Genomic DNA, 21839 nt, shown 5'->3' on the forward strand with positions numbered 1-21839 from the left:
GGCCTTGCTATATGATCGCGGTTTATTCTCCGGGATCACTCTCATGCAGATGCTTGTTGACGCCGACGCTTGCCCTGCCGTCGTCAAGGACATGCTGTTCCGGGCCGCGCGACGCGTAGAGATCTGCGTGACGCTGGTCGCGAATCAATACTTGCGCACGCCGCCGTCGCCGTTCATCAAGGCGATTCAGGTTCCCTCGGGTTTCGATGTTGCCGATGCCCGCATCGTCGAATTAGTCACGTCGGGCGACCTTGTCATTACCGCAGACATACCGCTCGCCGCTGCGGTGCTCGAAAAGGGCGCCCATGCGCTCGATCCGCGCGGAAACTGGTTTACACGTGAAAACATCCAGGAACGCCTGACAATGCGCGACGTGATGGACCAGTTGCGCAGCACCGGCATCGAGACGGGCGGCCCTGCACCTTTCACCACGCGCGACAGCAATGCGTTTGCGGGCCAACTCGACCGGTTCCTGGCACGTCACGGCTCACCGCGCAGCGGAGCCAGCTGAGAGCCGCTTGTAGCAACTTTTAGCCGCTTGTTTTAGCTGCTTGTGTCAGCGGCGCAGCAAGATTCGAATATCCCGGCCCTATTCACGCGCGATGACTCGGGCGTGCTTGCACGGACAAACACGGGGGCGACTACAATTTCCACCTGTGTCCATTTCATCTCCGCCAGTTTCGGTCGGTGAATACAGGTACAGATCGTCGGCAATCCGTCGACACCGACTTCACGCACTCGCCGCTTTAGCGGCACGTTGATTGCTGGTTTTCTGGACGCAGGCAACGACGTCTGCGTCTCCATTGCAGTCCGCTTAAGGAGGGTCGAAGCATGAGTAAGGCAATTAGCACATTAATCGCGGCTGTCGCCGCACTCACGGTGTCGGGTGGCGCATATGCCCAGGCGGGCGGAGGGTCAACCGACAACAGTACCGCTAACCAGATGAAAGGAGCAACAAGCGGCTACGGCATGCCAGCCAACGCCAACACGGACAGCGGCATGGCCGCCGGGTCACAGAACGCGGGTATGTCGAACACGATGATGTCGACGCCGTCCCTCCCGCCTCTCCCGAACAACAACTCGCTGGCTACCCCGAGCGTCAAGTCGCCGGCCGCCCAGTAAAACTGGTTAAAGATGACAAGCAGCCGCGAATAAGCGGTTCAGTCGCATGGGGAGCAAGCGTCAATGCGACATCTAACGGGCACTAATTAACACAACCGACCTGAACGGTCCCGCGCTGTCGAGCGGCATGGATGCACAGGTGCCGACGAAGGTGCGAACAAGTCAAGCAGCGGCGGAGGCCGACATCGACAGGCATAGCTCGTGTCTGTTGTAGCGGACGATCCTCACGAACTACACAAATCTGTAGCACGAGGCGCTAGATCGCCATACGTCGTATGGAAGACCGCTTCGAGGAAAATCGCAAAGTTTCGGCTTCGGAAGTTCCACACTCTCCCTTTCTCACCTCGCTCCAGTCCAGATGGGTTCCCGTCTACCCCGCTCTCTCGGCCCGACTGGCACCACTGTCCCACACATCGTTTCCTCAAACCCGTTGCATCGATAAGCGGGTAAGGCAAATCCCGTATAGCGGGTCGATGAGTCGTTGCTTAACATCTACATTGTTAGCGGTAACGTTGCACGCACCAGAAAACTAACCGAACGGAAAATCCATTAAGAAGAGAGGGAAAATGCGTCCTATAAGGATCTCGATGCGTGCGATCTGGGCAGCTGCCGCGTTGTGCTCGATTGCCTGGACCGCAGGTTGCGCGCAAAGCGGCGCGCCGCTCGCGGCGGCGCCCGCGCAAGCGGTACCACAGTTGCGAAGTGTGATGGCGACGCACTTCAAGGTCGGCGCGGCAATCGAGCCCGAGTCGATCGACAGTCCCGCCGACGCTGCGCTGCTCGCTACGCAATTCTCGAGCTTGACCGCCGAGAGCAAAATGAAGGCAGGCACGATCGGTGTTGCCGAAGGCCAATACAACTTCGAGCCGGCGGACAAGATCATCGCGTTCGCCCAGGCGCACGGCATTGCGGTGCGCGGGCACACGCTCGTATGGCACTTCAAGAACGGCGACTGGACGGAGGCGCCGGACTGGTTCTTCGACGGAAACCCGAAAGATCCGCAGTACCACGATATCGTCGCGGCGCGGCTCAAGCGCTATGTCACTGACGTCGTTACGCACTTCCGCGGCAAGGTCTATGCGTGGGACGTCGTCAACGAAGTGATCAGCGACGACCCGCATCAGGTCTATCGCACGGACAGTCCGTGGTATCGCGCGCTCGGTAAGGACTACATTGCAATTGCATTCCGCGCCGCGCGTGCTGCCGATCCGGACGTCAAGCTCTATATCAACGAGTACAGCACGGACGACGCGGGCAAGCGCGCGAAGCTGCTATCGGTGGTACGCGATCTGCGCGCGCAGGGTGTACCGATCGACGGCGTCGGGCATCAGATGCATATCAGTGTCAACTGGCCGCCGCTGCCGAATATCAAGCAGGCCTTCGACGACGTCGCCGCGCTCGGACTCGAAAACCAGGTGACCGAGCTCGACGTGAGTCTCTACAACGACCCGGGCGAATGCTGGGGCAATCCGCATGCGTGTCTTCCGGATATCGGCAACCCGGTCCCGAACGACCTTATGCGCGCGCAGGCGCTACGGTATCGCGCGGTGTTCGACCTGTTCGAACATGAGCCGAGCATCAAGGCCGTTACCTTCTGGGGCTACTCGGACAAGCACACCTGGCTGACGTCGACGCCAGCGGTGCGGACCAATCTGCCGCTGCTGTTCGACGCGAACCTGCAGCCGAAAGCCGCGCTGTGGGCAATCGTCGATCCTTCGTATCAGCCGTGATGCAACGTTGAGCCATACGACGCAGGAGTCCGCGTGCCGTCGCGCGGATTTCCGGATCGGCCCAGTCGCATTGCATACAACGCCGGACGCGGACAATAAATAGGCTCACCGCGGCACCCGTGCCGCGCCCGGCGGCGACGCCCTATAGCGCTGATCTCCGTGCCCGAACGTCACGATCTCCACTCGACGGTCTGGCTGCAAGCAAGCAATGAGTTGCTCACGCGGCAGGCTGTCTGAGCAGTGGGTGGTAATCGGGTCCTGCATGCCGAAACCGCGGGCATCGATGCGCTCGGCGGGAATGCCCTGCTCGACGAGCAGCGACTTCACCGCGTCGGCGCGTCGCTGGGACAACCGCATGTTGTGCGCCACGGAGCCAATACGGTCCGTGTAGCCACGCACCTCAACGCGACCGAAGTCGATCCGGTTCAGGTTCGCGGCGACGTTGCGAATCTCGGCGTGGCCACCGGGCAAAACGTCCGCGAGTGAAGCGCGATCGAAGGCAAAAAGTGCATCGGCGGAAAGGCGCATCACCTCTGCGATGAGCGGTGGCGGCGGCGGCACAGCCGCGCCACGCGCGACGACGATCCAGTGCCCAGGCACCCACACGTAGCGACCGTGCTGCCAGACCCACTGCCCGCGCACCCACACGTGGCCGAAGCGCGGCGGCGGCACGATCTCACGGCGTGGCGCAGGCGGCACGAACATCATGACCTGCGCGCTAGCCGGCACGATGCCGGCGAACCATGCGGCGGCGAGTACAGAACCGGCGGCAAGCACGATGGCGATGCGGCGCAGGCCGCTGCCAACGGAGCCACGGGAGTTCGCTTGTTTCATATCGTTCGCACAGAGTGGAAAGGCGCGTGAAGCAACCTGGCACTCAGGCCGGGTTTCAAGCCTGGCGACCTCGAAGAAACCTGCGTTCCAGAGGTCGTCGAGGCGCGCTCCACCAGGCACGTAGACGAACCGGTACGTCAACGCATGTGGCCGGTCTTCACAAAGCGCGCATGCCAGGACAACGCCTCGTCGAGTAAATGCGGCGTGTGCTTGCCGGCGCTCTCGCGGCACGCACGGTCGAAGTAGTCTTCGAGCATCGGACGATAATCCGGATGCGCGCACTGGCTGATGACGGCCCGCGCTCGCTGCTTGGGTGAGAGCCCGCGCAGGTCGGCCAGCCCCTGCTCGGTCACGATCACGGTGACGTCGTGTTCGGTGTGGTCCACGTGACTTGCCATCGGCACGATGCACGAAATGGCGCCGTTCTTGGCGATGCTCGGCGTCACGAAGCACGACAGAAATCCATTGCGGGCAAAATCGCCCGAACCGCCGATACCGTTGATGATCGACGTACCCGCGACGTGCGTGGAATTGACGTTGCCGTAGATGTCCGCCTCCACCATGCCGTTGATGGCAATGCAGCCCAGACGCCGCACCAGTTCGGCGTGATTCGACATTTCCTGCGGACGCAGCACGATGCGGCTGCGATAGTGCTCGATGTTGCGCTGGAATTCTTCGACGCCCTCGGGGCTCAGCGAGAGCGCCGTGGCCGAGGCGACGCGAAGCGTGTCGGTGCGGATCAGGTCCAGCATGCCGTCCTGAATCACTTCGGTGAATGCGCTGAGGCCGTCGAAACCGCCGGTCCGCAAGCCGGTCAGCACGGCGTTGGCGATGTTGCCCACGCCCGACTGCAGCGGCAGCAACTCGGGCCGCAGCCGTCCACGTGCGATTTCGTGCCGGAAAAATTCGACGAGATGCCCGGCGATACGCGCACTGATCTCGTCGGGCGCCGCGAAACGGCCAAGGCGATCGGGGGCGTCGGTAACGACTACCGCCACCACCTTCGCGGGATCGACCCGCAGATACGGCTCGCCGATGCGGTCTCCGGGCGCAACGAGCGGTATCGGCTTGCGTTCGGGCGGTAGCGCCGTGCCGTAGTAGATGTCGTGCATGCCGTCGAGTCCGGCGGGCTGATTCGAATTCACCTCGATAATCACCTGGCTTGCCAGGTCGAGCCACGTCTTGTTGTTACCCACCGAAGTCGAAGGAATCAGGCGGCCGTCGGGCAGGACGCCGGCGACCTCGATCACGGCCATGTCGATCGTGCCGAGAAAGCCGAACCAGGCATACTGGGCCACCTGACCGAGATGAATGTCCATATATTCGATCTCGCCCCGATTGATGCGCGCGCGCAGTTCGGGATCGCTCTGGTACGGCAGGCGAAAATCGATTCCGCCCACTTTGGCGAGCGCCCCGTCGAGTTCCGGCGCGGTGGATGCGCCGGTCAGCACGCGAATGGCAAACTGCTCGCCCCGCGCGTGCGCGTCCTCGATCAGCCGCGCGAGTTCGAGCGGCACCTCCTTCGGATAGCCCGCGCCAGTGAAACCGCTCATTCCCACCGTCATGCCCGGCCGGATCAGTGCGGCGGCCGCGCTGGCCGGCATCACTTTCGACATGAACGCCGCGTTCTTGATTCGCGATTCCATGTGAGCTCCTCGATATCAGGGTCAGGGGTTCTCGAAACAGTGCCACTGCGAATGCCCGCGCAAAGCGTCTGCGACGGCAAGCGAGGTTGATAGTCACGATACGCCACATGCAATCCGGAGGTCTTTACGTGGCCACAGCGCAGTTCAACCGGCATTTGTGAGAACACGCAGACGGTCGAGTGTCTGCAAACGCTGGTGTCGGCAACCGCCCTGCCCTATGTGCGTTAGACCACATACAAGGGCGCGAGCGCATGCCTACTCTGTGGCGTCCGGCGACGCGCTACGCATCGATGCTGGCCACGGCACGAGAACCGGTTCGACCATCAGTCTCTCAACGTCACGATCGGGACGGCAGGCAGCGAATACGTCACAAGCGCGACGACCCGCACATCGCAGGAGACCTAACGCATGAATTCAGAACCGTTTGTCGTAACGCCCGGCGAATATCCGCGCGCTCTTAACGTCGTCGGTGAAAAGATCACCGTGCTGGCCTCGCGCGAAACGGCGCGCGGCTATGAAATTTTCCTTCAGCAAGGCCCCGAAGGCAGCGGCCCGCCTCCCCACAGCCACGTCTGGGACGAGACGTTCTACGTCATCAAGGGCAGCGTCGAGGTCGTCTGTAATGGCGTGGCCACTACCGGCACACCGGGCACGCTCGTTCACGTGCCGGGCGGCACGGTGCATAGCTTCGCTATGGGTGCGGACGGCTGCGAGATGCTCTCGGTGTCGGGACCCGTCAGCGAGGCCGCGGCCCTCTTCACGATGATCGACGCGCAAGTGCCGCCCGGCGAGCCGGATATCCCGAAGCTGATGGAGATCGCTGCGAAGTGCAACGTGCGCGTCGGGGCATGAGAGGGTGCGGCGGGTCGTGATGGATCGGCGCAACGTTGCGCGTCTCGCGACCTTGCCGCCACCCGAACACAGCGACGAACGGACCGGGCAATCGCACGGAACAGGCCGTAACGCTCGGCGTTCGGTGTGCCTGTCGCAGTCGAAATGAAGTTCCGCCTGCTGGCATGATTGACCTCACGTAATCGAGCGCGCGGGTCGCGAGCACGATGGACGCTACGTGCGAGGTTTCCGCGACCTGCTGCTCAGCACCATCGCGATACCGCCAAGAATCGAGGCAGAAGCGGCAGCGAGACGCGGCGTGATCGCTTCCGAAAGGAACACCACTCCGCCAAATGCAGCAATCAGTGGCACCGACAACTGTACGGTGGCGGCTCGCATAGCGGTGAGCTTGCTCAGCGCCGCATACCAGACGACATACCCGATACCGGACGTGAGCGCCCCGGAGGCAATCGCCAGGGTGACCCCGGTCTCGTTCGCATGAGCACGCGCGTTGGCGATAAAAAGCCCGCTTAGCAAGACGGCAAGCGGCGCCGCGCGCGCGAAGTTTCCCGCCGTGGCGGCGAGCGGATCGGCCACTCCGCGACCGCGCAACGAGTACACGCCCCATGCCACGCCACCGACTGCCATCGACGCAGCGCCGACGAGCGGCGGCGCTGCAATACCCGGCGACACCAGGTAGACAAGTCCCGCAACTGCCAGTGCGAGACCGAGCCACGCTATTAATCCGAACTTTTCGCCGGAGCGCAGGCCGACACTGAACATCGTCAATTGAACCGCGCCGAACAGAATCAATGCTCCCGTACCAGCGGACAAGGTCAGATACGCGAAGGAAAAGAAAGCAACGTAGGAAAACAGCATGGCAGCGGCGAGCCAGTCGCCGTTTGCGGCTGCGGGCCGTTCCGGTCTGAACCGAACGATGACGGCGAGCGTGATCGCTCCGGAAACGAGCCTGATGCCGCCGAAGCTGACCGGATCGATTTCCCCTCGCTGCATCGCGAGCCGGCACAGCAGGGAATTGGCCGCGAAGGCGAACATCGCCACCGTTGTGAGGGCTGTCGTCTGCAGGATGAACAGGCTACCGCGCGCTTCAGGCATGCGTCACCACCCTCTTCACTGCGCTTTCACGCCGACGAATCGATGTGCGACCGGTGCGTGGCCGTGGCGCTTGCGCGAATCACGAACGAACGGTCCGCATCGAGTCGTCTCAACTGCCCTTCCTGACCGAGTTATAGACGACGTCCGGGAAGCGTGGTCAACCCGTGGTCAACCCGTGGTCGACCCGCGTCGACGCGACTGCGCGCCCACCTGAATCGCTTCCTCGCTTCACCGACGTGTGCTCTGCGAAGGGGAAATACTGTGCCAATCGACAATGCTACGTCCGCAGTCGCTCTGTACCGCTCAGGCAATGGCACCCAGGCGCTCCCGCACAATCGCGAACGCTTGCTCTACAGCAGGAACGAGGGTTCGTCCTTTGAGGCGGACGATCCCGAGCGTCAGTTCCATGTCGGGCTGCGGCGTCACATTGAGCAATTTCGTCTCTTTACTTCGTAGCGCTTCGAGCATCGCGAAATCGGTGGATGTCACGACCGCGTCACTCGACGATACGAGGTCATAGACGGTCGGAAGATCAGTAACGATCACAGCGAAGTGTGCAGCGAAAGGCGCGGTCAGACCGTAGATTTCCATGAAGCGGCGCGCGAGCGACTCTTCCAGATAGCCGGTCGCAATCAGTGGAAACTGCTTCAACTCGCTCATTGTGACCGCCGGCAGCTTTGACAGCGGGTGCCCCTTGCGCGCATACCAGCCGAATCGGCATCGGTAGACGGATTCAACCTCTACGTCGGGATGGCACGCGGCAACCCTGATGTCGCCGACGAAGAAGTCGAGTTGTTCCTCGAGCAACAACCGCATCATCTGGTCCGACGTTTCGATGACGGAGCGCAGTTTGACTTGCGGTGACGAGGTGAGTAACTGAAGCAACATCGGTTTGAGCAGGGTACCGGCGAGCGATGACCCCATGCCGAACGTCAGGGTTCCCGCGCCGCCCGCTCGCATCAATTCGATTGAGCGCAAGCCCTCTTTCTCTTCGAAGACGATCCTCCGCGCACGCTCGGCGAAGGTGTACGCATAGGGGGTGGGCTGCAACCGTCGATCAGTCCGGTCGAACAGAAGCACCCCTAGCGAATCTTCCAACGCCCGAACGCTTCGCGACAACGCCGGTTGGCTGAGGTGAACGCTTGCCGCAGCGGCGCTCAGCGTCCCCGCATTTAACAGGGCCAGAAAATGATGAAGTTGCCGGGTGTTCATGGCGACGGTCCACTTGCAGAAAGTGCATGATAAACAAAATTATTACGCAATTTACGAAATACACGCCACTCACTAGACTGGCCCAGTCAAAACTCGTAGTGCGTAATCGACATGATTCATCCACGCTCTCGCAGGCCGGTCGTTGCGGTAGTCGCCGATCGCTTCGAGTATCACAAGCACGCGGCACATGCCGTTCTTGAGGGGTACGTACACGCCCTCTCGAAAGTGGCGAAGGTTCTTCCGCTGATCGTGCCGGCCCATGACGAAGGTGTGGATGCCGAAACGCTCGTTTCCACGATCGACGGTTTCGTGCTGACCGGAAGCCCGTCCAACGTCGCGGCCGAGCGCTACGGCGCGGCGCCGCTGCCTCCGTCGACCGTCGTCGATCCGGCCCGGGATGCGGTCTCATTGCGACTGCTGCCAGCGATTCTCGAGGCGGGCGTGCCGTTCCTCGGCATCTGCCGCGGATTCCAGGAACTCAATGTCGTGTTTGGCGGAAGCCTTGAGCGTGCGGTCCACGACCAGCCGGGGCGACTCGATCACCGGGAAGGCGATCACGACCGGCCGCTCGCGCGCTGGTACGAAGACCGCCATGAAATCCACGTCGCTCCGGGCGGCCGTCTCGAACAACTGTCGGGCAAGGCGACCGTGATGGTCAACTCCTTGCACCATCAGGGCATCGAACGACTGGGCACCGGCCTGCGCGTCGAAGCGACTGCGCCCGATGGTCTGATCGAAGCCATCTCTGTCGAGTCAGCCGAGCAGTTCACACTGGGCGTGCAGTGGCATCCCGAGATGCGCGTCGACGACAGCCCGCTCGCACAGGCAATCTTTACCGCATTTGGCGATGCCTGCCGGATGCGGCTAAGCCAGCGCCTGCAACCCCGTTTTCACGCCTGAATCGCACTATCCCACCGTGGCACAAACCGAATTCAAACAGCTGTTCAGCAACAGCTATGCAGAGGCGCGTGAGAAGTTCCTCATGGCAGCGTCCCGACGCGGCTTGAGCGTCGACTCGTACGAACTGCCGTTGCGTGGCGCCGACGACGAAACGCTCGCGACCGATGTCGTGCTCGACGGCCCCGCCGACGCATCGAACCTGCTGATCGTCATCAGTGGATGCCATGGCGTCGAAGGTTACTGTGGATCCGCGATCCAGACCGGCCTGCTCGAACTCGCCCCGACCGTTACGAGTCCGCGCGCTGAAAACACGGCTGTGCTGCACGTGCACGCGATCAATCCCTATGGCTTTTCGCATGCGCGACGGGCGACCCACGAAAACGTCGACCTGAACCGCAATTTCGTCGATTTCTCGGGGCCGCTTCCCGAGAACCACGATTACGCGGAAATCCACGATCTGCTTCTCCCGCGCGAGTGGCCGCCGCAATACGAGAACGAAGCGCGCCTGAACGCGTTTCGCGAACGCGTCGGCGCACGCGGTTTCCAGCGTGCAGTCGCACTGGGACAGTATGCATTCCAGGAGGGCCTGCATTTCGGCGGCACCGCGCCGACCTGGAGCAATACGACGTTCAGGTCCATCTTGCGCAAATACGCTGCAACGGCGCGCCATATCGGCTCTATCGACATTCACACCGGTCTTGGCCCGTATGGGGTCGGGGAGCGCATTTTCGCAGCGCCCGACGAGCCCGCCACGCTGGCGCGCTCGCGCCAATGGTGGGGCGACAACCTGACCCGCGTCACTACCGGAACGTCTGCGAGCATTCCGCTCACCGGCCCCATCCAGGCGTCGCTCGCGCAGGAAGCGCCGCAGGCAACGCACACGAATGTGTGCCTCGAGTTCGGCACCTGGCCAATGGAGGACGTCATTCTCGCCATGCGAGCCGAGCACTGGCTGCATCGATACAACTGCGCGGACACCTCGAAGCGGCAATCGATCAAGGCGGCATTCAAACGCGCGTTCTACCCGCCAGACGACGACTGGAAACTCGCCGTCTGGGTACAGGGACGCGAGGTCTATCTGCAGTCGCTCAATGGCCTGCAAAGAGGCGACGATGAGTAAGACGACCATCTCAATCCGCCGCGAAGTTGCGATGCAGACGAGAATACCAACACGGAGACAGGACAAATGACGACAACTTCCAGTGCGTTCAAGGCTGGCGTGCAAGACCGCGGCAGCGTGCATCAGACACGCCCCGCGATCAGCCGCGCAGCAGTAGCCGGTGCCGTAGCCGGCAATGCGCTCGAATTCTACGATTTCGTGATCTACGCGTTCTTTGCCGTTTATATCGGCAAGGCGTTTTTTCCCGTGAGTGGAGAGTACGGCAGCCTGCTGGCCTCGATGGCCACGTTCGGCGTTGGCTTTCTTATGCGTCCACTGGGTGCTGTTCTGATCGGCCGTTTCGCGGACCGGGCGGGACGCAAGCCTGCGATGATCCTCACGGTCGCGCTGATCACGGTCGGCACATTGGGTCTTGCTGCAACGCCGGCTTACTCGGCTATCGGCGTGGCCGCTCCAGTCATCGTGGTGATCTGCCGCCTCATCCAGGGCTTCGCCCTCGGCGGAGAAGTCGGCCCGTCGACGGCGCTTCTCGTCGAGGCCGCGCCCTCGCACCGCCGGGGTCTTTACACGAGCTGGCAGCTGGCTAGTCAAGGCATCGCCGTGACTGCCGGTGGCGTGATCGGCGTCGCCATTTCGCTCATGCTCACCACGTCGCAGCTCGCGAGCTGGGGGTGGCGCGTTCCCTTCCTGTTCAGCCTGCTGCTCGTTCCGGTTGCGGTCTACATTCGCCGCAATATTCCGGAAACGCTCGAAGACACACCCAAAGCGGAAGCAGCAGGAAACAAGGAGAGCCGGCTCTCCGGCAACCTGCGCTATGTCGTGCTCGGCACGCTGGTCCTGCTGGCCGGTGCCGTTTCCTCGCAGGTCGGAAACTACATGACGACCTATGCAATTCAGGTCTTGAAGTTGCCACCGACGCTTGCCCAGATGAGCGTGCTGGCCGGCGGGGTGTTGACGTTCGTATTCGGGCTAGCCGGTGGCCTCATTTGCGACGCATGGGGGCGCAAGGCCGCCATGATCGTGCCGCGCGTCGCCCTGGCCGTTCTGATCGTACCGATGTTCTGGTGGCTCAGCACTGCGCCCAGTGCCACCAGCCTGCTCATAGCCACCGCCGTGCTCGCATCGCTGACCGCAGCCAGCGCCGCCGCGGGTATGGTTGCGATTCCGGAACTGATGCCCGCGCGCTACCGGAGTACCGGCATCGCAATCACGTATGGCGTGGGAACGGCAATCTTTGGCGGTACGACGCAGTTCGCCGTGACCTGGATCATCGCCGTGACCCATAGCGCACTCGCCCCTGCTTACTACGTGGTGGCAACCAGTGTGATCAGCCTCGTCGCAACATTCTTGCTGCCAGAAACGCGGAACCGGCATATCGGCGATTAACCCGCGTGGCATAGACATCTCACTCCAGCAGAAACGAACCAGCGGGCCCATCGCCCGCTGAGGGCAGCTGTTTTTTAAATTATCAAACGTTGTCAGGGGAAAAAAATGAAGAGACACCACATCGCAGCAATGTTGATGCTCCAGTCGCTCAGCGTCGGGGCGTTTGCCCAGTCGTCGGTGACGATCTACGGTAGCGTCGACAACGGCATCAGCTACGTCAGCAACATCATGGGCCATTCGGTGGTCAAGATGCAGGACGGGATCAACAAATCCAATGCGCTCGGTTTCACCGGTACTGAGGATCTCGGCGGTGGCTTGCGCTCCTTTTTCAAACTCGAGAATGGCTTTTCGCTGAACACGGGAGCCATGGGTCAAGGCCTGATTTTCGGCAAGCAGGCGTACGTGGGTCTCGGGAAGTCCGGCATCGGCGATGTCTCTCTCGGTCGTCAGTATGACTACACGCTTCAACTCGAGCGGTACATGTCGCCGTTCCTCAATTGCGGAATCATGGTGTTCGAGAATGGCGATCTCGACCGTACGTCGGGCGAGCGTCTGAACAACTCGGCGCAGTTCAATAGCGCGAGCTTCGGGGGAGCGACCTTCGGAGCGATGTATTCGTTTGGCCAGAACGCGGGCACCGCGTCGACCAACGAGGGACGTGCGTATAGCGGTAACGTCCAGTATAGCTACGGACCGTTTTCCGGCGCGCTCGTGGTGACCGACATCAACAAGGCACCGGTGTACGCGGGTTTGACGGGCGCGCCGACGTTGCTCGGGCATCCGCTGACACCGGCGACGGTGCTGCTGGTCGACAATCAGCGCATCCTTGGTGCCGCGGGCATGTACACGTTCGACAAGGCGCGAGTTTCGGCAATTTATACGAATACCCAGCTGCAACTGAGCGGCCACTCGGAGACCGACCAGGTCGTCTACGTCGGCGGCGATTATCGACTGAGGCCTGATGTCGCCCTCTCCGCCAAGGTGTCGTACGACAAGCTCGAAGATTCCCATTGGTATTCGCTGAACATGGCTGCCGACTATCAGTTGTCGAAGCAGACCGATGTCTATCTCGAACTCGCGGGACAAAAGGCGGGTGGCGCAACGGGCACGGTCGCATCGATCGCCACGATGGGGCCCTCGTCGACGGATAAACAGTTCGTGTCGCGCGTTGGTCTTCGGCACTTCTTCTGATTCATGCAGCACCAGCCCGGTGTAGCCGGGCTGAGCGACCGATCATGGAATTCGACTCATTGCCGGTTCCGCTGAGGCAATGGTGTTGAACGGGCGGCGGGACCTGATTGGTCTCGCAAGCCCGATACGCGAAATTGCGGATGGCTTTTGATCACCCGAAAGAGCCACCGTTGTTGGCCCGGACCCAGCATCTGCAACGGGTCGGCTGTCGCCGGTCACGATCGTCGATCACCGCCTGATCGACGCGGCGAGCCGGTGTGGTTCACCGTTGCAGTGGCACCGGATTGGTTCTGTCCGCGTTTGCTCAGCGGTTCGAGCAAATCCCTCAGGCCGTTATGGTCGATCTCGTGCATCAAGGCGAGCAACCGGCCGATCTCGCCCCGCGGAAACCCTTCACGCGCCATCCAGTTAAGGTAGTGCCCGGGGAGGTCGGAGATGAGCCGGCCTTTGTATTTGCCAAAGGGCATCGTCAGGGTGACGAGGCGTTCAAGGTCTGGGATTTCCATGGCGGGTATTGTGCACGGTTTTCCATCCCGGCACGGCACACCCATAGCGTGCCGACCAATCCAGCACGACTGCAGGTCGTGAAACCGGCTGAGCGTAACGATCGGAGTGCCCAATCGCTGATGCCCGGCGGTGGGAGACGATCAGTTCCCACTCTCACGTTCAGCATTCCGGCACGCGATAAGCGTAAAGCGGCGCAGCATTGCGTCGGGCAGACGGCGGCTCAGCATCGCTGCCTGCAACGCCAGCGCCTGCGGTTCGCTATCTCAACTTGCCGAGCCACAGCGCGGTGAGCGCTGAGCGACTCCGGACGTTGAATTTGGTGTAGATCGACTTGATGTGGACATGCGTCGTGTTCGGACTCTGGTCGAGCTTCTGCGCGATCTGCTTTTCCGTGAGTCCGTCAAGCAGCCACAGCAACACGCTTCGCTCGGCCGGCGTCAGGGGAGCGTCGGCGATAAGGAGGCCGTGGCTGAGCAGTTGCTGCCGGTAATACCATCTCAGCCCATGCATCACGAAGCCCAGAAGCGCGAGATCCGGCGCCGTGAAGCGGGGTGCCTGCACCTCGCGAAACACGAAGAGATGAATCCGCACATCGTCGTTGAGCGAGCAACGCACCTGGATGCTGTCGCCGTGACCGACTTCGAGGTAGTGGCGGCGATAGTGCTCACCTTCAAACCATTCAGCGGGCATCGCCTCGAAGAGCAGGTTGGCGCGGAACGGCTCGCTCCCCGCCATGGCCACGACATGTGACGAGTCGACTTTGCCGGACCAGAGCGTGTCGAACTGCTCCTGCACGGAAGCGACCATCGCGGGGACCGGATGCAGGAGCCGAACCAGGCGTGGCCGCCAGCCGAACAAAGGATCCATTGGCGCGGGCGAAGGCAATCGCACAACGACGGCCCAAAGCGCATTCTGTGCCGTGACCATCGCACAGAGCGTGGTCAGCAAATGGGTCAGCGCGGCATCGCCTTCGCCCGCGGAGAACCCGGCCAGCCGATCCCAGAGTGCAAAGACGTCATCGTTGAGCGCTGGATTGGCGGCATTCGCGAATGGATGCATGTCGTCCCCACGAAAAATGGGCGGATCACCGATCTTCGGTGATTTTGGCCCTGCCTGACAAGGGCGTTCGTGCGGAAGCCCTGTTCAATGGGAGCATCTCAGACTTCCATGCCATTCGACTGTCAACGGTGATGCGTCCGATGGAAGCCTCTTGCCGATCGCTGAGGACACAATCGGTCCGGACGTCACACGTGATGCTCCACAGGAAGGCGTACTAGCGCCCCCAAAGCGGCCAGCGAGTGCGTTCGACTGAACCGACCAGTCCTCCGCCAACGCCGTGTTCTGGCCTGAGGCGTCGAAGCGTCCACTGCACGCGTCCGGGCGAACGCCCACCGGATATTCAGGCGGCGCACCCGCTGTCTTTGTGGGTGACCGACGGCAACCGAACCCACTGCGGGCATTCGGATCAGCTTTCGTTATGCGCGACGGTTATGCGGCGACGGGTGCGGGCCTCGATGTCGTACGTGTTGAAGTCATTCATCGTTCTGCCATAGATGTGCAGACTGACCGCGCGGGACCGCTCAGCTGGAACGCCGGTAACGTGTATGTGATCGGGATTGGGAACAAAGCTGGTCACGGATCCGCACCGTAGCAGGACGATGCCCCCACGCACCAGGTCGATCCCTTCGTCGGCTCCGCGATCGGGTGACACCCTCACATAGGCTCGTTCCTCCAGAACGCCTTCGACCACGCCGACGACACCCCAACTTCCGTGGTCATGTATCGGTGTCCATTGACCCGGAAGCCAAACGAGCGCGTACAGCGAGAGACCTTTATCCGGGGCCTCATAGATGAGGTTACGGGTATAGCCCGCCTCGCTGCTCCGGAAGTGTTGTGGTTGTAGAAACGTCCCGGCGTGCTCGACAAGATCGAGCATCAGCGGAGCGAGCGCGAGTACGCTGTCGGCCGGCTCCGACCGTAGATGGCTTCGAGCGGTGGCCTGGTTTATGAAGCTGTCGAGAACATGTGAGGTCATGGGCAAGTTGCGCGTCCGCCCGGCTCGCGGACGACACGCGAAGCAAAGTGGCTACGGGCCAATTCTTTCGCCCGGGCCTCACCAGGGACGGGTTGCCATGGGGAGGGGCAAAAACGACGGTGTCCGAGGCGCGAACACGGGTCTGTTCGACGAAAGCAGACGGGCACCATTCTCCGGGGAGCAACCCCGACCGTAAGTGTCCTTTACCACGGTGCGGGCGCAGTTGGAGCGTTCAGTCAAAATCCCGGTCATCGTCACGCGCTGGCAACATGGTCCAGCCGGTGCGCGCAGCGGCACCAGGTCGTACGCGGGGCAGAAGACCGAGGCCCCTCACTCTCTGGTTGGGACCTACGCAGTTGTGTAAATGGGGCGTGAATCCGCGTTGGGCCAGTTGCGGTCACCCGTCCGTCCCGGAGAGTCGTAATTGGAAGGGCTGATTCGCTCTGGGGCTTGTCAGATAGTCTACGAATGCATTTCGGCCATAGCGGTCGTTCACCGAAAGCTCTAGTTCTTATCAGTGTCCGCTTCCAAGGATAACTGCGAATACAATAATTGAGTGCTCCAGAGTTAGCTGAGACCAATATCTTATACAATTATCGGCATAGGTTAACTCTTCTCTTGAAGAGGGGAAGAAATGTCCTCCAACAGGAATAAATAGATGAGCATCGCAGGCATACGTTCCAACCGAGGTGATGTTTACCAGACATTGGTGGCATTTGATTGGGCATTGACAGTACTGTCCGACCAAGAATATCAATGGCTTGAAATAGATTCAATAACCTATTCGGTGGACGATGTGGTAGTCAGCAAAGCTGACGGTACCCAGATTGCCTGTCAGTGCAAAAAGAATCAAATCGATTTTAAGGCATGGGCGATAGCCGACCTCGCGGATGAATTGGACAAAGCCGCCCGTTTTCTGACCAGCAACCAGAATGCGGAAGTTCGCTTTTATTCACGAAACAACTTTGGTGCTCTGGCAAAACTGCGAGAGCACGCCTCAGCTCAGGATGATGAAACCAGCTACCGAGCGAATTTAGGCAAAGAGCACCAAGTAACAGATGCGGCTTTGTTGGCACGGCTTGCCACATCCGCACCCAGCCTTTTAGCCTTTGAATTCCTGCGCCGCACAACGTTTGTGACCAGCGATGAACTGGATCGCATGGAGGCTTTGCTACGCGAACGCTTACGTAACATGGTGAGCAATCCTGATTCCGCATTCAATGCACTTTGGGCCCGCCTCGACCAACTCGGGGCACGTATAGGCGGCGATAGCGCATCCACCGCTACTCAGCATCGGTTAATCAAAGACGACCTTAAAGCCATTCTCCATAAAGCTGGATCAATACTGGCTCCGCCCGTGAATCTTGCTGAGACACGTTTATCGTTTTCCAGCACCTCTGCCATCGGTAGGTCGTGGCGGCGAGATATTGCGGGACAGCGCATTTCCAGCCAGATCGTGAATGAGCTACTCGCATCCGTCGATGCCAAGAAGAGAGCCATTTTGCTCACGGGTCTTCCGGGTTCGGGAAAAACCTGTGTGATGCTTGCATTTCAAGAGGCATTGGAGGAGCGTGTGAAAATCCGCTCAGACATCGTGCCACTCTTTATTCAGTCGCGCGAATTCGCCGACTTGGCTACAGCAGAAGACCGCCAAGCCCAAGGCCTCTCTGAGCAATGGGTGGAGAAATCTGCTCGTATGGCTGAAGACGCGCATGTGATTGTAGTCATCGACTCTTTGGATGTGCTTTCCATCGCCCGCGATCATCGCGTTCTGACATATTTCCTTGCGCAAATAGACCGCCTGCTATTGATTCCCAATATCACCGTCGTTACTGCCTGCCGCGACTTCGACAGACATTACGACCGCCGAATTGCCGAACGGCAATGGGATTGCGAATTGAAGTGCCAACCCATGGACTGGCATGTCGAAATTGCTCCGTTACTTGATACGCTAGGAATTGCAACTGCCGCCATCGATGCTGTTACTCGCGAGCTGATAAGAAATCCACGCGCGTTGGCATTGTTTGTTGAATTGGCCCAACGAGAGGGCAGCTTCAACGTTGTGACCGGCCAAGCTTTGGCACAGCGCTATCTCGATACCATTGTTCGGGCCAACGTCGCACTGGGTGATACCGCGATACAGGCGATTGAGGCCATTGCTTCAGAAATGTTGAGATCACGAAGCTTGGCGGTGCCGCATCAGCGCTTCACTGCCTCGCAGGGTATTCAGCGAGAACTGTGCAGTCTCAACGTGCTTCAAGAAACTCAGGATGGCAAGCTGACGTTTGGACATCAAACCCTGCTTGATGTGCTGGTCATAAGTGGAGCCGTGCGTCGTGGTGTGACGTTGAATGAGTTCATACAGGGCTTGCCGCCCGTTCCTTTTGTACGCCCCAGCATCCGCAGTTTTGTCGCACAGTTGGCACTAGGGGAGCGTCGCGAATTCAGAAAACAACTCAGGGCCGTATTGACCGGTGGCGCAGCCTTCCATATTAGGCGTTTGGTAGCAGAATCAATTGCCGAACAGATACCCCAGGACGACGACTGGTCATTGATACGTGATTTGCGCGAAAAACACCGCGACATTTTCCAAGTGATTTACGTCTCGGCAGGGGCGATTGAGTGGCATCACTTCTGGCTCAGGCATCTAGTTCCTATGTTGAAAACTGCAAAGGATGCCGAAGGATTGATGGGACATGCTCATCGCATTGCGCAATGGAGCAATGAAGATAGCGCGGGCGTGCTGTCATTCTGGATGGAGGCGCTATCACTCGATTGGCTTAAGGGCAATGAAATTGCAGACAGGCTAGGAATTCACCTATCCGAAATCAAACCGAAAGACATGGCGCTGGTTGCCCCATTGCTTGAACGACTGCTCGATATGCCGCGATCTGAGCACAGCTTTCTTGGCCGGGTCATCGCCCGTTGTGTGGCGGCAGGTGTAGTGGAAGACGGCTTGCTCTGGCGTTATATGGCAGATGGCATCAGCGACGCGGATTTACTTGAATACAGGTTCGATAACAAGCTGCGCTGCCATGCCCATGAATTCGGTGACCGGGATGACAATTTTGTCCGTCAACGCATGGAGCAATCCAGCACTTTACTGAATTTGGTCTTGGAATCTATCGAGCGGTGGAGCAATGTACGTGCATCGCGCTTTGGTGAAACCCGTATAGGCTACCGGTATGGATTTTTGGACGAAACCTCATACGAACATGCGCATAGTCAGAGGGATATAAGTCATGTGGACAGTATGGACGTTCTGCTTGATGCGGTTGAAGCCGCCGTTCTTCACCATGCAAAAACAAACTCAAACTTGTGGCAAAGTAACCGCGATCGTCTTTGCTTCAATCACGAAGGTGCGTTGCTCTACTTCGCCATCCTCGCTTGCATCGCATCGCCTGAAGCCAACATTGACTTGATCGGTCGTATGTTGTGCGACCAAAAGATGCTGGAGTTCGAACTTACCTACGAATTGGGTACATTGGTGCAGTCGGCATTCAGGTTCCTCGACGTACCAACGCAAGATGCTGTGATGGCAAACATATTGACTGTGTGGGACAAAGAAATCTCCGATGAACACGGCCATTTCTGGATATTGAAGACGAGAGCTGAATTGATCGCTCCGATCCCTTGCTACCTGCGTTCGCCTGAAGTGCAAGCGGTGGCGGACGCGTACGAGAAAAAAGCGGGGGTATTGATTCGTCAACCGCATATCCGTTCGCGTAGCGGAGTGGTCAGTGCACCATTCTCATTTGAGGTATTTCTCAGCGCCAGCGATAACGGTGTGCTGAGCTTACTTGAACACTACAACGGTCACTCTGATCGGCTTAGGGCCGACTTTCTGGTTGGCGGTGAGCGCGAGGTTGGCTGGCAACTGCGAGAGGCCTCCTCTCGCCATCCCACCCGATTCCTGGGCCTGTTGTCAATCCGCTGGACGGATATTCCCGAAAAGTTTCGTGATGAAATCATGGACGGGGCCGCTACATATCTAGCCTATCGTTACGGCAACTTGCGAACCGACAGCTCGTGGCTGCCTGTCGAAGAACCCGATGCCCCACTCTTGGCAAGCCAGATTCTTGATGAACTAGAAAGGCATCCGAAAAGCTGGCAACACCGGCGCTCGGCAGCCAACGCACTACAAGCCTGCGCCAATGTCATACATGATGCACAAGAGGCTGAACGGCTGATATTTTTAGCCATTGGCTTTGAAGGGCTTCATGAAGCCGATCCAATAAAGGGTGATACCGTCGATCCACTTTCTTTAGGTATCAATATGGTGAAGGGAAACGTTGCCGAAGCCTTGATGATCTTGGCTAATAACTTTCGAGAGCACGGCAGCAAATTTCCTGAATTGCTGGCACCTACGTTGCGCCGCTTTGCCAGCGACGAACACCTTGCAGTTCGTGCCTTGATCCTACGTCGTCTGCCGTATTTGCAAGGCGCGATGTTTGATCTGGGCTGGGAATTGTTCCGTCTCGCCATGCAAGATTCAAATGGGCTTTGGCAAATCGCCGAGCCGTGCCTTTATTACGCCTATCACAACCATTTCGAAGTAGTGAGGCCTTTGCTGGCGCGTCTTTGCAGCGATGCAAGCGGTAAAGACCTTGAAACATGGGGGCGCATTTCGGCTTTGGCAAGCATGACCCGGCACATCGAATTTTCTGAATTAATACGGGACTTGAATACTCTGGATAACTCTGAGGCTTGGCGGGGCGCAGCTACCGTTTGGACAAATTCTGAGAACATTCGGCTGCATCGGGAGCAGTGCCTTGCCGGTATAGATTCTGGTTTAAGTGCAGGTGGCACTCATGCCGAAACAGTTGCGGGACAGATGGATCAGATTTTCCGTGAAGAAACAGCTACAAATTATTTTCCGATAGAGCTGATTCGTCGCTGTTTTTCTGTATTTGAAGGCGACTTCGAAAACAAGCAGCATCACCTCTTCGGATATCATGAATGGCTAAACGCGACTTCGCAACTTGATCCGGAACACGCATTGGCTGCAACTGAAATCTACTTGGCCTATGTCACTCGTAGCAAACCGTATCTATATGACCATGAGAATAATCTTATTCAACTAATGACCCGCCTCTTTGCTGAAGCAGAAGAACGAGAAGAGTCTGACTGTGGCGCGATGCTGCAACGCGTTGTGGTGGTACAAGACACGCTACTTTCTCTGGGGCTCAATGGCGTAGTCGATTGGCTGAAAGCCGCCGAGCGACCGTGATCCCCGGTCAATCGATTGGTGCTGGTCTGTTACACGTCACGAGGTACAAGGCCGATTGACTCCTGGAAGCACAGATGTAGAAGTGTTCTGATTTAAAGCAGCCATTCAAAATTGTCAAAATTTTGATTTGCCGACGGACTGCTTTCGCCGATATCACGCCGATTGTATTGCCGCACGAACGACTGTTGTACCTTGGAAGTCGCCATCAAGAGTACGCAGATCGAAGGGCGGATGTGGGTCGGCTTCGGTCGACCGCATCGGACAGCAGTCGGCCATCTACGTAGATTGGCCTGCTCCCGCTTTACGCCAGACGACGGACCGACAAAAATCTGAAACGCCTGCGTAGCAACTCTGGCGACCAGCGCCGAGGGGGTTCCGGATGTTGCTCCAGCCAGGCCCGGCGAATCCGCCACCCACGGTTGTCTTCGGTCGCCCGCGACACGATCTCCGTGAACCTTCATCGAGCCAGTCACGCGATTTCGCACCGTGCCGCAAGCAAAGCAGCTCTTGGCAGCACGGTCTTTGCTGGACCCGCTCGCCGCCATGTCCAGCGATGTCACGTTGGCCCACCTCTCATTGCTGACCCGGCTCCCATTCCGGGCTGTAACCCCCGAGCGCCGGGTGATACATCTCATCTCCTGAGTGCTGTGTGAATTCAACGTTAAGCCGGTCTTCACGCAAGCCCAGGATCTCGACACAGTGCGCGCAAAGCGCCTTGGCGACCTCCATGCGCAATTCCGCCGACCGTCCTCGCCTGATGTCGAGCATCATCAGCGCAACAGGCACGGGTTCCGCGCCGACTGCTGGAATGCGCCACACGCCCCCTTCGCCGAGTTCGCGAATGGCAACACTGATTCGCCTGATATCGACTGACATCATTTGCGCGTAGGTTTCGCTCATCTTCGCCGCGAGGCGTTTCTTTTGCTCTACAGGGTAATGTCCGTTGACGTCGAGCTGAAGGTAAGGCATTGCTTTGGCA

General features: G+C 59.3%; 18 protein-coding genes. 9 read left to right on the plus strand and 9 right to left on the minus strand.

Translation table 11 applies throughout. The features are described from left to right. The first annotated feature begins 43 nt into the window (after positions 1 to 43). From D1Y85_RS18155 to D1Y85_RS18165, 3 genes are all read left to right on the plus strand, one after another. A complete protein-coding gene (locus D1Y85_RS18155; protein ID WP_124152463.1) occupies positions 44 to 511 on the plus strand; it encodes a YaiI/YqxD family protein in 468 nt (155 codons plus the stop codon). A gap of 320 nt (positions 512 to 831) precedes the next feature. Next, a complete protein-coding gene (locus D1Y85_RS18160) occupies positions 832 to 1122 on the plus strand; it encodes a hypothetical protein (protein WP_124152464.1) in 291 nt (96 codons plus the stop codon). Positions 1123 to 1709: 587 nt separating this feature from the next. Then, the gene (locus D1Y85_RS18165; protein WP_124152465.1) at positions 1710 to 2852 is read left to right on the plus strand and encodes an endo-1,4-beta-xylanase; all 1143 of its coding nucleotides are present in this window, start codon (positions 1710 to 1712) and stop codon (positions 2850 to 2852) included. Positions 2853 to 2957: 105 nt separating this feature from the next. Here the strand turns inward: D1Y85_RS18165 and D1Y85_RS18170 are convergent, their stop codons facing one another. After that, entirely contained in the window at positions 2958 to 3686 is a 729-nt protein-coding gene (locus D1Y85_RS18170) for an OmpA family protein (RefSeq protein ID WP_124152466.1), read from the minus strand. A gap of 137 nt (positions 3687 to 3823) precedes the next feature. Then, positions 3824 to 5332 carry a succinyl-CoA:acetate CoA-transferase ScpC gene (gene scpC / locus D1Y85_RS18175; RefSeq protein WP_124152467.1) on the minus strand — a complete coding sequence of 503 codons (1509 nt, stop codon included), beginning with the start codon at positions 5330 to 5332 and terminating at the stop codon, positions 3824 to 3826. Positions 5333 to 5740: 408 nt separating this feature from the next. Here scpC and D1Y85_RS18180 point away from each other — a divergent pair, with 408 nt between their 5' ends. After that, entirely contained in the window at positions 5741 to 6184 is a 444-nt protein-coding gene (locus tag D1Y85_RS18180; protein ID WP_124152468.1) for a cupin domain-containing protein, read from the plus strand. A 213-nt stretch (positions 6185 to 6397) separates the two neighbouring features. Here the strand turns inward: D1Y85_RS18180 and D1Y85_RS18185 are convergent, their stop codons facing one another. Continuing rightward, a complete protein-coding gene (locus tag D1Y85_RS18185; protein ID WP_124152469.1) occupies positions 6398 to 7279 on the minus strand; it encodes a DMT family transporter in 882 nt (293 codons plus the stop codon). Positions 7280 to 7582: 303 nt separating this feature from the next. Further along, positions 7583 to 8491, minus strand: a complete 909-nt coding sequence (locus tag D1Y85_RS18190; RefSeq protein WP_124152470.1) for a LysR family transcriptional regulator — start codon at positions 8489 to 8491, stop codon at positions 7583 to 7585. 111 nt (positions 8492 to 8602) lie between these two features. Between D1Y85_RS18190 and D1Y85_RS18195 the strand changes: the two genes are divergently transcribed. The 4 genes from D1Y85_RS18195 (at position 8603) to D1Y85_RS18210 (ending at position 13088) form a co-directional block, all read left to right on the plus strand. Continuing rightward, complete coding sequence (locus D1Y85_RS18195) at positions 8603 to 9391, plus strand: gamma-glutamyl-gamma-aminobutyrate hydrolase family protein (protein WP_124152471.1); 789 nt, start codon at positions 8603 to 8605, stop codon at positions 9389 to 9391. A 16-nt stretch (positions 9392 to 9407) separates the two neighbouring features. Next, positions 9408 to 10511: a M14 family metallopeptidase gene (locus D1Y85_RS18200; protein WP_281278299.1), complete on the plus strand. Its 1104-nt coding sequence runs from the start codon at positions 9408 to 9410 to the stop codon at positions 10509 to 10511. A 66-nt stretch (positions 10512 to 10577) separates the two neighbouring features. Continuing rightward, the gene (locus D1Y85_RS18205) at positions 10578 to 11897 is read left to right on the plus strand and encodes an MFS transporter (RefSeq protein WP_124152473.1); all 1320 of its coding nucleotides are present in this window, start codon (positions 10578 to 10580) and stop codon (positions 11895 to 11897) included. A 105-nt stretch (positions 11898 to 12002) separates the two neighbouring features. After that, positions 12003 to 13088 carry a porin gene (locus D1Y85_RS18210; protein WP_124152474.1) on the plus strand — a complete coding sequence of 362 codons (1086 nt, stop codon included), beginning with the start codon at positions 12003 to 12005 and terminating at the stop codon, positions 13086 to 13088. A gap of 215 nt (positions 13089 to 13303) precedes the next feature. Here D1Y85_RS18210 and D1Y85_RS18215 read toward each other — a convergent pair whose 3' ends face one another. The 3 genes from D1Y85_RS18215 to D1Y85_RS18225 form a co-directional block, all read right to left on the minus strand. Then, positions 13304 to 13594: a DUF3820 family protein gene (locus D1Y85_RS18215; RefSeq protein ID WP_124152475.1), complete on the minus strand. Its 291-nt coding sequence runs from the start codon at positions 13592 to 13594 to the stop codon at positions 13304 to 13306. Between the two features lie 259 nt (positions 13595 to 13853). After that, positions 13854 to 14654, minus strand: a complete 801-nt coding sequence (locus tag D1Y85_RS18220; protein ID WP_124152476.1) for a helix-turn-helix transcriptional regulator — start codon at positions 14652 to 14654, stop codon at positions 13854 to 13856. Between the two features lie 406 nt (positions 14655 to 15060). After that, a complete protein-coding gene (locus D1Y85_RS18225; protein ID WP_124152477.1) occupies positions 15061 to 15630 on the minus strand; it encodes a cysteine dioxygenase family protein in 570 nt (189 codons plus the stop codon). Positions 15631 to 16288: 658 nt separating this feature from the next. Here D1Y85_RS18225 and D1Y85_RS18230 point away from each other — a divergent pair. Further along, complete coding sequence (locus D1Y85_RS18230; protein WP_124152478.1) at positions 16289 to 20860, plus strand: AAA family ATPase; 4572 nt, start codon at positions 16289 to 16291, stop codon at positions 20858 to 20860. A 92-nt stretch (positions 20861 to 20952) separates the two neighbouring features. On the opposite strand, the gene D1Y85_RS18235 is transcribed toward D1Y85_RS18230, so the two are convergent. Together D1Y85_RS18235 and D1Y85_RS18240 are read right to left on the minus strand one after the other, a co-directional pair. Further along, positions 20953 to 21420, minus strand: a complete 468-nt coding sequence (locus D1Y85_RS18235; RefSeq protein ID WP_124152479.1) for a hypothetical protein — start codon at positions 21418 to 21420, stop codon at positions 20953 to 20955. A gap of 13 nt (positions 21421 to 21433) precedes the next feature. Beyond that, the gene (locus D1Y85_RS18240; protein ID WP_124152480.1) at positions 21434 to 21829 is read right to left on the minus strand and encodes a tautomerase family protein; all 396 of its coding nucleotides are present in this window, start codon (positions 21827 to 21829) and stop codon (positions 21434 to 21436) included. Positions 21830 to 21839 lie beyond the last annotated feature (10 nt).

Origin of the sequence: Paraburkholderia dinghuensis (assembly GCF_003837865.1) — a bacterium.
In the GTDB taxonomy this organism is placed as follows: Bacteria; Pseudomonadota; Gammaproteobacteria; order Burkholderiales; family Burkholderiaceae; genus Paraburkholderia; species Paraburkholderia dinghuensis.

What these genes read in the sequence shown, in the direction of transcription:
- D1Y85_RS18165 (WP_124152465.1), top strand. Translation starts at nt 1,710, where the DNA reads ATGCGTGCGATCTGGGCAGCTGCCGCGTTGTGCTCGATTGCCTGGACC.
- D1Y85_RS18190 (WP_124152470.1), bottom strand. Translation starts at nt 8,491, where the DNA reads ATGAACACCCGGCAACTTCATCATTTTCTGGCCCTGTTAAATGCGGGG.
- D1Y85_RS18185 (WP_124152469.1), bottom strand. Translation starts at nt 7,279, where the DNA reads ATGCCTGAAGCGCGCGGTAGCCTGTTCATCCTGCAGACGACAGCCCTC.
- D1Y85_RS18230 (WP_124152478.1), top strand. Translation starts at nt 16,289, where the DNA reads ATGAGCATCGCAGGCATACGTTCCAACCGAGGTGATGTTTACCAGACA.
- D1Y85_RS18220 (WP_124152476.1), bottom strand. Translation starts at nt 14,654, where the DNA reads ATGCATCCATTCGCGAATGCCGCCAATCCAGCGCTCAACGATGACGTC.
- D1Y85_RS18205 (WP_124152473.1), top strand. Translation starts at nt 10,578, where the DNA reads ATGACGACAACTTCCAGTGCGTTCAAGGCTGGCGTGCAAGACCGCGGC.
- scpC (WP_124152467.1), bottom strand. Translation starts at nt 5,332, where the DNA reads ATGGAATCGCGAATCAAGAACGCGGCGTTCATGTCGAAAGTGATGCCG.
- D1Y85_RS18180 (WP_124152468.1), top strand. Translation starts at nt 5,741, where the DNA reads ATGAATTCAGAACCGTTTGTCGTAACGCCCGGCGAATATCCGCGCGCT.
- D1Y85_RS18160 (WP_124152464.1), top strand. Translation starts at nt 832, where the DNA reads ATGAGTAAGGCAATTAGCACATTAATCGCGGCTGTCGCCGCACTCACG.
- D1Y85_RS18155 (WP_124152463.1), top strand. Translation starts at nt 44, where the DNA reads ATGCAGATGCTTGTTGACGCCGACGCTTGCCCTGCCGTCGTCAAGGAC.
- D1Y85_RS18195 (WP_124152471.1), top strand. Translation starts at nt 8,603, where the DNA reads ATGATTCATCCACGCTCTCGCAGGCCGGTCGTTGCGGTAGTCGCCGAT.
- D1Y85_RS18170 (WP_124152466.1), bottom strand. Translation starts at nt 3,686, where the DNA reads ATGAAACAAGCGAACTCCCGTGGCTCCGTTGGCAGCGGCCTGCGCCGC.
- D1Y85_RS18225 (WP_124152477.1), bottom strand. Translation starts at nt 15,630, where the DNA reads ATGACCTCACATGTTCTCGACAGCTTCATAAACCAGGCCACCGCTCGA.
- D1Y85_RS18210 (WP_124152474.1), top strand. Translation starts at nt 12,003, where the DNA reads ATGAAGAGACACCACATCGCAGCAATGTTGATGCTCCAGTCGCTCAGC.
- D1Y85_RS18215 (WP_124152475.1), bottom strand. Translation starts at nt 13,594, where the DNA reads ATGGAAATCCCAGACCTTGAACGCCTCGTCACCCTGACGATGCCCTTT.
- D1Y85_RS18240 (WP_124152480.1), bottom strand. Translation starts at nt 21,829, where the DNA reads ATGCCTTACCTTCAGCTCGACGTCAACGGACATTACCCTGTAGAGCAA.